At 64.8% G+C, this 13638-nt stretch carries 10 protein-coding genes; 1 reads left to right on the top strand and 9 read right to left on the bottom strand.

The window, feature by feature from the left end; translation table 11 throughout:
* The 9 genes from ON44_RS34880 to ON44_RS53570 all read right to left on the bottom strand — a co-directional run.
* The coding region (locus tag ON44_RS34880) for an ESX secretion-associated protein EspG (RefSeq protein WP_040698619.1) at positions 1-338 on the bottom strand (338 nt) is incomplete at its 3' end.
* Positions 339-421: 83 nt separating this feature from the next.
* Complete coding sequence (locus ON44_RS34875; protein WP_040698617.1) at positions 422-727, bottom strand: hypothetical protein; 306 nt, start codon at positions 725-727, stop codon at positions 422-424.
* A 45-nt stretch (positions 728-772) separates the two neighbouring features.
* Positions 773-1117 (bottom strand): WXG100 family type VII secretion target, encoded by a 345-nt coding sequence (locus ON44_RS34870; protein ID WP_040698616.1) that lies wholly within the window; start codon positions 1115-1117, stop codon positions 773-775.
* Positions 1118-1160: 43 nt separating this feature from the next.
* A complete protein-coding gene (locus ON44_RS34865; RefSeq protein ID WP_040698615.1) occupies positions 1161-2513 on the bottom strand; it encodes a PPE domain-containing protein in 1353 nt (450 codons plus the stop codon).
* A gap of 31 nt (positions 2514-2544) precedes the next feature.
* A complete protein-coding gene (locus ON44_RS34860; RefSeq protein ID WP_040698614.1) occupies positions 2545-2862 on the bottom strand; it encodes a PE domain-containing protein in 318 nt (105 codons plus the stop codon).
* Positions 2863-2968: 106 nt separating this feature from the next.
* A complete protein-coding gene (gene eccCa, locus ON44_RS34855; protein ID WP_051182764.1) occupies positions 2969-6979 on the bottom strand; it encodes a type VII secretion protein EccCa in 4011 nt (1336 codons plus the stop codon).
* Positions 6976-8532, bottom strand: coding sequence for a type VII secretion protein EccB (eccB, locus tag ON44_RS34850; protein ID WP_040698613.1), 1557 nt, complete (start codon positions 8530-8532; stop codon positions 6976-6978). The genes eccCa and eccB overlap by 4 nt, the downstream gene beginning before the upstream one ends.
* Positions 8533-8536: 4 nt before the next feature.
* Positions 8537-10291, bottom strand: a complete 1755-nt coding sequence (gene eccA / locus ON44_RS34845; RefSeq protein ID WP_040698612.1) for a type VII secretion AAA-ATPase EccA — start codon at positions 10289-10291, stop codon at positions 8537-8539.
* A 548-nt stretch (positions 10292-10839) separates the two neighbouring features.
* On the bottom strand, positions 10840-11823 hold the full coding sequence (locus ON44_RS53570; RefSeq protein WP_040698611.1) for a C40 family peptidase: 984 nt from the start codon (positions 11821-11823) through the stop codon (positions 10840-10842).
* Positions 11824-12031: 208 nt separating this feature from the next.
* On the opposite strand from ON44_RS53570, the gene ON44_RS34835 reads away from it, so the two are divergent.
* Positions 12032-13252 (top strand): hypothetical protein, encoded by a 1221-nt coding sequence (locus tag ON44_RS34835; protein ID WP_040698610.1) that lies wholly within the window; start codon positions 12032-12034, stop codon positions 13250-13252.
* The last annotated feature ends 386 nt before the right edge of the window (positions 13253-13638 follow it).

Raw genomic sequence — 13638 nt, 5'->3', positions numbered from 1 at the left:
ACATGCGGTCTCGACCCGCGCGCACCGAGCGACAACCGCAGCATTGCTGGCGGTTCGTCATCCGAGCCGGCATCCAGGATCCGGGCAACCAATTCCACATCCGGCCGGTACAGACACCGCAGCCATTGCTCGACTACCGGGTTCACCACGCCGTCCTCGAGCACGCCCGCCTCGGTGAGCTGTGCGCCGACGACGGCGTCTACTCGGTCCCGGTCCTCGGGCCGATAAATGGTCGGCAGCAATGCCAATACCGGCGGATAGGAGTCGATGCCGACCAGCCGCTGCAGCAGCAGGGCGGCATCGACATTCAGGTCGATTGCGATTGGATCGTCTTCCACACTTTCACCGAATGTCGAGTCATCGGAAACAGCCCACGCGCGCCGCGAAACATGCGACGGCATGGAAGGGAACGGCGCGATCGTTACGACCTGCCGAGCCCCGCGAACCTCTGTCCCGCCTGGTGGTCGGTGCGCTGGATCTCGAGGGCGGCGACCTCGACAGCGCCGTTCAACTTCTGGACCTGCGTGTCGTAGGCAGTCAGGTCGTTGTTGTAGTTGGTCATAGTGCTCTGATACTGATCGCCGAAGGCGCCCAGCATCACGGTTTCCAACGCCTTCTGGAACCCACGCAATCGCTCGGTGTTCGCCATCATCGCGGTGACGAGCGCCTTGACATCGCCAACGGCGGTCGCTGCGGCGGCGTGATTGAGGTGAATAGGTTTAGTCATCGAACTAGTCCTTCCTAATTTTGAGTACGGCGGTTACCTGAAACCTCACTGAAAATTCAAGTTGAGGTTCTTCGTGGAGTTGACCCCGTCGCCACCGATATGTGCCAAAACCTTTTGAGCTTCGGTCATATCACTCTCATCGAAACTGACGCCGTTTTGTTTCATTACATCGATGATAAGCTGCAAATCCTTGGCAAGATTCTTTCCCTGCTGGAATGCATCACTCATCGCCTGTTGGACCGCATCACCGGTATTACCCTTGATCGCGCTGTGCAACTCGGTCGCGGCGCCCTGCATCCTTCCGAGATGCGTTTCGAGCTCACCCATACCGATGGTTGTGTTGTTCGCGGTCGTCTGGACCAGGGCCGGATCGACATCCGTAATGGCCATTGTTATTCCTCTCCATTATTTGGATATTCGGCCTCGGTGCACTTCACCGGGGACGTTCTGCCGAGGCGAGTACAGCTTCGTCTTCGACTCGCTCGATGACACCGACTGCCAGGACCGGTTCGAGCACGGGCTCGTCGCGGCCATTACCGTCCGCGTACTCGATAACGCCGATGACCGGAGCCTTTTCGAGTACCGGCACTTCCTGAGGTTCGCCGGGTACGAATACCTTCGACCCCCTTTTCTCGTCGTCGCGACGACGCCGCATCCGGGACTTCGGCGCGACCGCACCCCGCGGTGGCCCGCTGCGCGGCCCCATCGGACCAGGTCCCGTCTGCGCAGGCGTAGCACCGAAGACCCGGCTCGCACCCAGATTCCAGTTGGGAGGCATCCGGAATCCGGTCGAAGCGCCCGGCATCGATCCGACGCCGCCGCGCACCATATTGAGCGCGACGAGGCTGCCGACCCCGCCGTTCAATCCCGCGAGCGTCGTCGAATATTGCGATGTGCCGACGAGTTCCATCTGGTCCGCCGAACCGTAGTCGACGCCGTTCGCGCCCGAATCACCGTTCAGCGCACCGGGATCCGCCTGCGGCGCCAGCTGCTCGGGATCGCTGGGGGTGGCCGAGTTCGCCGGATCCGTTGGTGTGGGATCGGTCGGCGTATCGTTGCCGCCCGGGCCGCCGTTATCGCCGCCGGTCCCGTTGTCACCACCACCGGTATCGTTCGTACCTCCGGTGTCCGACGGGGTGTGAGTGGTCGTCGTTTGGGTCGTTCCGGTAGTACTGTGTTCGGTCCCGCCGTAGGTCGTTGGGTCGTCGTACGAGGAGTAGTCCATTTGCATGCCCGGATCGCCGCCGGTCACGATGGGGGGCGCTTCGACCGGCGGCGGAAGCGCCGCGAGCGTCGGTAGCAACGCGCCGGCATAGCTGCCCATCACAGCCGTGGCAGCCGCCTTGATCGCGAAATACTCCATTTCCTGGGCGATCAGCAACGGACCGGTTGGGGCTCCCATAGCGGTCGTGGCCACCAAGGCGGCTTCCTTCAACCGGAACTCGGCCAGCCATGCGGCTACCCCCGTCATGGCGGTCGCTGCTCCGGAGTAAATACTTGCCACCTGATCGGCCAACAGGCCGGTTTGCGCTGCAACGGTGGCCTGCTCGCGTAACCACATCGCATGGTTGCGAAACGCCAGCTGCGCCTTGTCCGCCGAGAGCCCTTGCCACGATCCGCTCAATTGCGTCATAGCGCCCTCGGTGGCAGCAGCAGCAGCATTCAACTGCATGGCCATGGCCTGATAGCCCGCCGACGTCAGCAGCGTTCCCGTGATCCCGGGACCGCCGAGTAGTCGCGCAATTATTTCCTCGGGTGTTTGCGCGATGAAAAAAGGCACGAGCATATCATCATGCTTTCGCTCGGGCTACCTGGGATTACTTGCCAGCTACCACAGCGTTGCTGAGGACCTCAACCCCGCCGGCCCCATCTGTAACCACATGGGCGACAGCTATTTCGGGGAGTGCTTCTGCCCCGTTCACTCCTTTGGCAACTCCGTTTGCAGTGCAAGGCAATACCAGCCCGGCCTGATCGCCGAATGCGGTAGGAATGCACGCACTCACATCGTCCAACCCCGGCGGAAGCGGGACCGCCACCGTCGCGACCGCACCGAGCATCTGCATCAGATCGGCGGCACTGACACCGAGCTGCGAGGCGATAGCCGGGAAATGGTCCGGAACAACATCCAGGTTCATGGAAGTCTCCTAACGAGAGGTGCCGACTCTTCGCGAGTCGATACATCAAGAACGCTAAGGCATTCCCAACCCTGGGAACGTCAGCCGAAATGGGCTTGACCAGGCGTCATTCCGGCTCCGGCAGCCATGCGGCCTGCACGAGATCCCGGCGGGAATGCAATGGCTCCACGAAGATCCCGCGTCCCACGGGCTGCTTGGTCGGCTTCACATCACCGATCAGCATGCCGTCCAGCTTCGACCCGTCCATGATCAGGCCGGAGCAGTTGAGGTTCTTGACCTGTCCGAGCACGTTGTCGTACAGCGCCATGTCGGCCTGGGCGATATTCCGCGCAACGATGAGATGGAACCCGGTATCACGGCCGTCCACGATGAGGTCACGCAGCGCGTCCAATGGATTGATCGAACCGCGTGGCGCCACCATGTGGTAGTCGTCGACGACCACAAAGATCTCGGGACCGCTCCACCACGAGCGTTCCCGCAGCTGCTGCGGGGTGACCCCATCGGGTGGGCGGCGTTCGCGCATCTTCGCGGCGAAAGGAGGCAGCCCGTCCTTCAGATCGCGTTCACTGGTCAGATACCCGACCAGCTGTTCATCCGGAATTTTCTCCATGTGTTGGCGGCGGTAGTCCACCAGCAATACCCGGGCCTGGTCCTTGGTGAATTGCGTCCGGATCGATTCCAGCAATGCCGCGAGCACCGTCGACTTGCCGCAACCCGACGAGCCGAGCACCACCATATGCGTCGAGACCCCGAAATCGATGGCGGCCGGTCGCAGATCGGATTCCCGCACACCGAACGGCACGACCAAGCGCTGAGCCAGAGTGGCCGGCTGCGGCCGATTCGCCCGGATCTCGGCCAGGGTGATCTGATCCGGCAGCAGTTTGACGGCCGGTGCCCGGCGCCCCTCGTACCGACGGGTGAGCTCGTCGATCGCGCCCGCGATACCGGCGGGCGCCGACTCGGCATCACCGACACCGTCGATGCGCGGCAGCGCGGTGAGCATATGCAGGCCATCGTTGGAAAGACAGCGACCGGGACGATCCGCCGGAATCGCCGTGACCACGCCGCGGTGTTGGGAAAAGACGGTGTCGGTGAGATCACCGAGCCGCATCTCCAGACGCGTCTGCAGCAGATCCTTGATGTTCGGGCGGATGGCGGCCCAGCGCGAACTGCTGACCACCAGGTGGATGCCGTAGTTCAGGCCCTGCAGCGCGATCGACTCCATGACCGGCACATATTCGTCGTAGTACGGGCCGTTGACGGAGAACCCGACATCCCATCCATCGATGATGAAGAAGACATCGCCGTGTTCGTCACCGTAGGCTGTGAGTTCCGCCGACTCGCGCGGCGTCCCGCGGCGACGCCGGAACTCGCGCATCGACTCGATACCGAGTTCGGAGAACAGCGCCTGCCGACTCGCGAGAAGATTGGTGATCAGTGCGAATGTGCGCCGGATACGGTCACCGTCGCGCGCCGAGGCGATCGATCCGACATGCGGCACAGTGCGCATTGCGGTCAAACCACCGGAGAAGTCGAGGCAGTAGAACTGCACCTGTTCCGGCGTGTGGGTCAGCGCAGCCGAGATCATCAAGGTCTGTAGCGCGGTCGACTTGCCCGACTGCGGGCCGCCGACGACGGCCATATGCCCGCCCGCGCCGGACAGATCGACCGACCACACGTCCTGACGTTGCTGGCGCGGCTTGTCCACGATTGCAAGGGGCATTTGCAGCGCACCAGGGGTGACCGAACGGACCAGCCGCTCCAGCGTCGGCGGCACGCTCAGTGGCGGCAGCCACATCTTGTGCGCCGCGCGGCCGTGACCCGCCAATTGCTGCAGCACCGTCTCCATCACGGTGACGGGTTCGCCTTCCGGGTCCACCTCGGGCGCGACCGGATCTGGTGCGACAACCGGCTCGGAACGGACATTGATGATCTGGGTGGCGGTGAACCGCTGTGGCGGCCGGTAGCCACCGCCGATCCGGCGCGCGCGCTGTGCGCTGGCCGCGGTGGCCTGGGCCGGCGCGGTGTAGCTGGAACCCACGTACGCGGCCTGGAACCGCTGCAGATCGCCCGAACCGACCCGCAGATAACCCGAGCCCGGCTTCTTCGGCAGGTGGTAGGCATCGGCCGTACCGATGGCATCGCGGGAATCCGCGGTCTGGTTGGTACGCAACGCGATTCGGTAGGACAGATGCGCCTCGAGCTCCCCCATCCGGTTGGCGGGCACCTTCTGCGAGGCGAGCAGCAAGTGGATGCGCAGCGACCGGCCGAGTCGACCGATGGCGACGAACAGCTTGGAGAAATTCGGATGCTGTTCGAGGAGTTCGGCGAATTCGTCCAGGATGATGAGCAGGGTCGGTAGCGGCGGTAGTTGCGCGCCTTGTTCGCGGGCCCGCTCGTAGTCGGCGACGCTGGCGAAGTTGCCCGCATCGCGCAGAATCCGCTGCCGCCTGGCCATTTCACCATTGATCACGTCCTCCATTCGGGTGACGAGATCGGCTTCCTCTTCCATGTTGGTGACCACGGCGGTGACGTGGTGCAGCCGGTCGAAGCCGAGGAAGGTCGCGCCACCCTTGAAGTCGACGAGCAGCAGGTTCAGCACATCCGGCGAATGCGTCGCGACCGCCGAAAGCACCAGTGTGCGAAGGAATTCCGATTTTCCGGAACCGGTGGCGCCGATGCACATACCGTGCGGGCCCATGCCCTCCTCGGCCGATTCCTTGATGTCGAGGAAGACGAGTTGGCTGGTCGGATCGTGGCCGAACGGAATATTGAGCCTGGCGCGGTCGCTGTCGCGGCGATTGGGCCAGTGCAGGTCGACCGAGATACTGCCCGGATCGAGAATGCCGACCATGTCCTCCCAAGAGGTACCGCCGCTTGCCTGCTCGGCGGCCACCGCCTCCACCACGGTCGACAGACGGTGCGGCGAGAGGTTGCGCGCCAATGCGATTGCCGCGGGCACCGACATGGCATCGGACGTGCCGACCCGGCGCGGCCCACGCGCGGTGACCTCGTGCAGGTCCCGGTTCTCGCTCACGGTGAATTTCAGCGCCCGCGGCAGCGTCTGTTCGGCCGAGCCGAGCCGCAGCCAGGTGCAGCCGTCGACACCGGAGATATCGCGCTCATTGGCGGCCCCGCCCACATCCACGATCAGGATGTAGTGGGTCCGGTCGAGGGTGGGTTGTGAGTTGGCTGAGAACGGGCCGCGATTCAGGCCGGCGAGAACCTTTGTGCGCAACTCCGATACGGACCGATACACCATCCGGCTCGACCCGATGGCGTCGGTCTCACTCGGATGCTGGGTGTGCGGCAACCACTTCAACCAGGACCACTCCGGTCCGTCCGGATCCGACAGCACCGCAGCGATGGCCACCTGGTCGGGTCCGTGCAGAACCGCGATCTCGGCGATCATCGCGCGTACGAGCGCCGCCACCGCGCCCGCGTCACCGTCCAATCCGACCTGTGGCGCGGACAGCAGATTGATCGCGACCGGCATACCGCCGACGGTCGAATAGGCCTTCGCGAACCGGGTGACCTCGACGACGCCGACCGGATCCAGATCCGCGGTGGGCGCTGCCTCCGGCACGATCACGCGCACCTGGTTGGCGATCCGGCCCCGGCCCACCCGCACCCGCAGAAACTGTGGACTCGCGACCTGCACCTCCCACATCCGGGTGCCGCCGACCAGCCGGGAGATCTCCGCCGGGCCGGGATGGGTGTAGCGCAGGAAGGCGAAGAGCTCCGATTCCGCCGCATGGACGGTCTTGCGGTTATCGGCGACCGAGCGCAGATAATCCTTGCGCTCCTCATTGAGCGAGGCCGCATTGTTGCCGCCACCGCCCGCCATCGATCCGCCCATCATGCCGAACATCGACACCAGCATCATGACCGGGAACATCATCATCATCGGTGACATCTGCCCGCCATTGCGGAACATCATCACCATCATGCCGCCCATGCCCGCGACCATCACCACGGGCATGATCATTTTGACTCTGGACGGGGGAACCGGTTTGGGCAGCTCGGTCGGCGGCTGCAACCGCAGTTCGGTCACCGCGGGCGCCTTGGGACCGCGCACGGCGCGCGCCGGGCGCACGAATCGACGCGTGGTCGTCATGACGTACCGCCGGTCTTCAGGCCGGTGGCCGTCTTATCGGTGGGAACCCCGTCGTGCTGGACGCGGGCATCCTTCTGCGACAGCACCGGCCCGACCGCGAACAACGAGACAATGCTCCACGGCGCGGGCACCGGACTACGCAGTCCCAGTGCGCTCAGGGTTTGGTTACCGGTGTCGCCGATACCCGCATCGATCCCGTAGCGCACCCCGCTGTCGGAGATCCAATACAGCGATTCACGCAGCGGCGAAGTGGGATCGGCTCCGGTGACCTGCACGAAACGGCCGCTGCTACCGGGCAGATAGGCCGAATCCGCGGTGGCGCCACCCGAACTCGGCGCGGTCACCAGATCGACGACGCGAACCTGGTCCGCGGTCGTCAACGGCAGCTGCCGACCGACCAGCAGCTCGGTGCGGGCATTCGGATCACCGTTGTCGCGTGACCAGTGGTAGCAACTCACCCCGAAACGAGTGGGGTCGACGACCTTGACCGGGCGAGCCGGGTAGTCGGCCGTCCCCGGCCAGGCCCCGGGCCGCATATTGGCCGTGATGGTGTCCGGCCCGACCGCCGTCGTCGCGGGCATACCATGTGAGTCGGCATTGCGGACAATTGCCGCCAATACCGCGCTGACCTGGACCAAGCCCGATTGGGAAACCAGGTAGTACGAGACACCGCGATCCGGCGTGGACATGCTCAACACCGAACCGATCGTGACCGACAGTCCCGAGCTCAAGGTGGTCGAACCGCCCGCGCCCGGTACATCCGGCACCCGCACCGGCGGCACCTCCGGAGTCGCATCGAGGAGTCCGCTGGACGCGTTGGGCACCGGCGTCGTGGGGTCGATGCCGAGCGCCAACGTCACCGCGGAATCGGCGAGGCTGATCGCCGCGCGGACCACACCCTTCTCGCCGTCGTTGTACAGCAGCCAGGTGTCGTTGCCGTTGCGCACCAACCGGGCCTCGTCGGCACCGAGCGGACGGATGGTTTCACCGTCGACGGTGAGCGAACCGCCGATCGCGGTGGTGCGGACCGCGGATGAGGCCGTGGTGGGCAGTCCGGTCGACTGATTCACCGGCGCGGCCGACCCGGTGAAGGTGGTATCGCAGATCGCCCACGACGAATCCCGAGTGCCGCTGTCGACGATGGTGCCCGGCGCCCCGGGTATGCCGACCCACGGTCCGCGCGGATACTTCGCCAGTTCGTCGCGCGAGACCGGCACCGGACTCTCGGCCGTACCGAGGATCAACCGCGCCGAGGTCAGATTCAGCGCGGGATACAACCGGTTGTTGAGGCGCACGAACAGTGCGCCACTGTCCTTTTCCGACACGATATTCGAATTCCCGACCTGTTTGGCAGGCTTGAAAAACGCCAGCACGGCCGAGCCCGCGATTATCACACAGGCCAGCGCGATGCCGATCGACAGCGCGGTGGATCGCCCGCGCTGTGGGTCATCGACCATCGAGGCATCGCGACGCACCAGGGCGTGTTCGATACGGCGCAGGAGAAATCGCCAGCCGGATATCTGGTGTTTGGTCACCACCCGGAAACGCGCCACCGGGTCAGCCCGTCGGTGCCAAACCTGCCAGCGCGGCCATGATGTCGAACGCGTCGATCGTCATCAATTCTTCGTTGCTCATCGAAGCGACATCCACGTTCTCCTTGGTGAAGCGGTAGTCACGCTCTGCCTCCGCGGCCTCGACGACGTTGCGGATGAAACGACCGTTGCCGGCCAGATCGATCAGCAGGCGACCGTTCTTGGTCTGTCCGGACAGTTGCTCGCAGCGATCCCGCAGGATCTCCCGCGCCTGTTCGGACAGCAGCGAATCCTTTTTGCGCGCAATGTGATCGGCGATCTGGGTCAGCTCGTCGGCGCCATAGCTGGAGAACCGGATCCGCTTGGTGAAGCGCGAGCCGAGGCCGTCGTTGGACGCCAGGAACCGGTCGATCTGGTCCTCGTATCCGGCGATGATCACGACCAGCTTGTCGCGATCGTTCTCCATCCGCGCCAGGAGTGTATCGACGGCCTCCTTGCCGAATGCGTCGCCGCCGGACAGGCCCTCCTGGATCAGCGTGTAGGCCTCGTCGATGAAAAGCACCCCGCCGAGCGCGGAGTCGATCAGCGCATTGGTCTTCGGTGCGGTATGGCCGAGGTGAGTGCCCACCATATCGTTGCGAGACACCTCGATGACCTCGGAATTCTTCACCACACCGAGGCCGGCGAAGATCTTGGCGATCACCCTGGCGATGGTGGTCTTGCCGGTGCCGGGCGGGCCGGAGAAGATCAGATGCTGCGACTTGGATTCCACGGCCAGACCGCGCTTGGCCCGCACCTGATCGATCACCACGCCCGACTTCAACCGCTCGACCTGCTCCTTGACCGAATCCATGCCGATCTGTGCCTGCAGCAGCTCCGAGGCCTCCGCCAGCAGCGTCTCGCGCTCCTCGCGCGCCGCCGAGGCGGCGGCCTCGGCCGGATCGGCACCGGTCTTCGGATCCCATTTGTCGGTACGCGAGGCGAGCAGATCCGGCGTGGTGATCTCGAGCTGGTACGACTTGTCCTTGACCGCGCGCTGCCATTCCTCGCGCTCGGTCCACAGGCCGGATCCCTGCAGCCCCTTGAGGATTCGGTCGGCGTTCTCGTGATCGCCGTTGTGCCGGTACAGCATGCCCAACAGGAAGTGCGCATCCGCCCAGATGTAGGACAGATTGCCCGAGGCTGCGTCCTCGGCGATGCGCTGCGCACGCGGCATGGCCTCGCCCATCCGGCCCAGATGCGCCAACGATTGGGCGGTCATCAACTCGGCCGCGATATCGAGCAGTCCGTCCTCGAGCACGGGCTTGGCATTGCGTGCACTGAGCACGTCCGGCCACTGCTTGGTCCGGAAGTACAGCGACATGCGGACGAAATCGGCCACATCGTCGCTGGGCACCTGATCGAGAATCGCGGCGGCTTCTTGCCACTCGCCACCATCGGCGTAGGAACAGGCCTGCGCGATCGCGATTTGGTCGCGGTCGGCCATGGCGACGCGCAATCCGTACATGCCGATCTCGACCTGACACCACAGCGAACGGTCCACAAGACCCGCGCGCTGCTGGTCGCGATAAAGGTTGTGCACGGAGCGGTAGGCACCGTAGATCACCTCGGAGGTGACCTCACCGGCCATGGCGCAGCCCAGCCAGGCATCGCACATATCCGGATCAAGATCGGTGGCGGCTCGGAACGCTGCCACCGCATGCTGTTCGTTTCGCACTCCCCCGGCGACCAATCCCAGTGATTGAACACCTGTATAGAACGCGTCCTCGGCCGCTGACACCTGGACTTCCCTTCCGCCACAATCGCCTGCGGGAACGATAGACATTTCGAGGCGGCCGCCGTTTCCAGCCAATTCCCAACATTGGGAAGCCCCGTGGGCAGCGAAAACGCGAACCTCCAAGCAAGTAGCCGTTATTGATGGTGCCGTCATTCAGCGGTAATATCGAACTGGGCGCCCCCCATCCCACACCTTCAGGCGCCCATGACAGCGGTCGGCCCGGCTCATTCCCCCAGGTACCGGCCGCTGTCGTTTGCGGCAATCATCACCGACCAGACGGTCCCCTTTACCATTCAACGGCACACTATTGATCGCACCGCTATTTAGCGGTATAGTTCACAGTGGGCTGCCGGTCCTCATCCTGACAGCCCACAACCTCGAGCGGCGGCCTGGAGTCGCAACCCGGCAACAGGCCGCCGTGCACAACGGATTCCCCACATCCGTGGTGAGTCGCCGAACCCCCATCCCCGACGGCTCGCCTGGCGGCCGGTGGCACTCAGGCAGCCACCGGCCGCTGTGGTGTCTGCGGACTTCAGAGGTGTCTGCGGACTTCAGATCACCCGCACAACGACGGCGTCGCTGGACATGCGCGACCATTTGACCGTCGAACCCGAGTACGGCGCCTCGATCACCAGCCCGTTGCCCGCCGCGAGTTGCACATGCTCCGGGCCGCGCGCGCTGAAGGAACTCGCCGGGAAAACCAGGTCACCGGGCCGCACGTCCTGCGGGGAAATCCGAACACCGGAGTAGATCTGATCATAAGTGGTGCGGGGCAATACGACCCGACCGTCGGTGGCCTGCGCGACGGCATACTGCGTCAGCCCGGAACAGTCGAAGCCGCCGCCGGTCGGACCGCCCGCACCGCCGCCGCCCCAGATGTACGGCGTGCCCAGCCAGGCACTCGCCGCGCTGACCGCCTTGCTGCCGGTGGTTCCGTCCGACGGAACAGGATGCCCGGCGATGGCTTGCAGTCGAGAGGTCGCGCGACCCGCCGTCCGAGCCGTGGTGCGCGCTCGGCTCCGGCGCCGACGACGGCTCCCACCACCACCCGTGACCCGACCGCGCGTGACCTGCGGTACGGCCGGCGGCATGATCTGAGCCGCCTGATGCCGCGCCGCCGCGACATCCGCGTCGACTTGTTTGGCGACCGTGGTGATGGTGTTCTGGGCGGCATCGAGCAGCGCCGGACCGCTGAAGCGGGTGTCGCCGATCGTCGCGATCGCCTGCAGGCGAGTCTGTAGATCGGCGATCTGATTGTTCACCGCGTTCCGTCCGACCATGGTTCCGTCACCGGCCGATGACACCGCCCGGTTCACGATAGTGTCCTTGCCCGCCTGGGATTCTGCGACAGATTGATGCATGCCTCGCATGTCGCCGTAGCCGACCATCAACGAACCGCGATGGCCGTCATCGGTGCGGGCGGCAACCGACGATACCGTGGTGGCCGTCGTGCTCGGGCTCGGTTGGCCCGATCCGTAGAGTCCGAGTAAGGAGTTCAGGACCCCGTTGAGGTCGAGTGTGAGTTGCGGTGTCATCCGACCGACTCGCCATCGCTCATCATCGACCGCCTTCCGAATCGACGCAGCTGTCGTGTAGCCGACGAAATCTAGAAGCTTCTCCAACTACGAAGTCGCACACGACTATGCGGCAATCGCGCCGAGAAACGGAAACGATCCCACTTCCCAGTTGCGGGAAGGCTGGACAATGGTGGGCGTCGGGTGGCGGGAAAGGATCTGATTGCATATGGCCGACGGGAGCACGGAAATCGACCCCGGCATTTTGCGTGTGCTGCCGAACCAGCACCAGCAAGTCGCGGCCGACACACTCGCCTGGGCCAGTGCGCCCAGCGCCACCACCGCCCACACCACCGGCGCCGACACGAAGCTGCCGCCCGACCCGCAAGGTCCGCCACCCGGCGGGCAGGACTCATCCGACGGAAAACATGACAAGCGGCCTGATCGCCGCGACAAACCGCCCACTGCTGCGAAGCATTATTGGCTGGTTGAACTGGATCCCCCGTCGGGCGCGTCAACGGCGTTGAAATCGTTTGTCGCCATGGCCGAATCCGCGATTCAATCTGCGGTCGATCTGCTCGGCCGCGGCGTTCCGGAGTTGCCGCCGGAGGTCGGTGATCTGCTTCGGACGGTCGTCTACCAGGCGCTGGGCAAGGGCGAGACGACGGTCGCCTACCAGCAGGCCCTTTCTGCCGTGCAGGCGCGGCAGACCGCGCTGCTCAACTACGACAACGAGGTCGCCAAAACCGCGATCGAAGTCGCCGCCAAGAAGGACGAGACGCTCGCGGCCATCAAGAATATCGTGCACACCCTGCAGACCGATCTGAAGGTGCCTATCACCGGAAAACACAAGGCCACGCAGGAAGCGAAGCTCATGGAGAAGATCGCCACCGCGGTAGAGCAGGTGTACCGGAAGGTCGAGGCGGTCTACCAGAACAACCAGAACATGGCCGGATCCGGCAACGACAGCTCCGGCAGTGGCAGTTCGGGCTCCTCCGGCAACGGCTCCTCCGGTAGCAACTCTTCGGGCGGTAGTAGTGGATCCGGTGGCGGCGACGGCGGAATCGGCCAGATTTTCCAGACGCTCGCGATGTTGGTCCCGATGGGGGTCATGGCGGCGACACCCGTGGTCACGGCGCTGATGGAGAACGATAAACAGCGCAAAGAACACGAAGAGCAAGAGAAGGCCAAGTCCGAACAGGCGGCGCCTGGCACCACCGCACCTGGGGCAGCCGCCACCACACCCGGGACGGCGGCGCCGACCGACCCCAATGCGGCGGCCACCGCGACGGCCGACCCCAACGCAGCGGCCCCCACTTCTTCGTACGCCCCGGCTCCGGCGGCCACCGCGCCGGCGAGCCAGGCTCCGAGTGCACCCGCCACGGCCGCGACACAGAGCGATCCGAATGCGGGCGCGCCCGCACCTGCCGCACCTCCAGCCCAGGCCTGAGAACCGCGGCCGAGGGGAGAGGCCCTCGGGCACTCCCGTGGGCCACCCTGGGCTTCACTCGGCGCGGCCGTGGTCACGTTGCCGGAATGGACCGTCGGAATACGAACCGGTCGCGCATCGGGTTATGACGCGCTCCAAATTCGCGTGCCGCGCATGTTTTTGCCCCGACACATAGGGCGCGCGGGAGTCTCGCGTCGCGCCGATTCTGACTACCAGACACCGCGATTCGGACCCGACACACTATTCCATCACACGGCGGAATAGGTCCGATCCCGCCGTAGAACCCGACCCCTAGATTGTGGCCGTGACGACCGGTGGGGTTACCGTCGAGGGTGCTGTCGCAGTGGTCACCGGTGCTGGTCCGGCCTGTTGGGTGGCATTACCGC

This window comes from Nocardia vinacea NBRC 16497 (assembly GCF_000308835.1).
Lineage (GTDB): Bacteria > Actinomycetota > Actinomycetes > Mycobacteriales > Mycobacteriaceae > Nocardia > Nocardia vinacea.
Note: the sequence above shows the minus strand (reverse complement) of the source record. Positions and strands in the feature narration are given on the sequence as shown.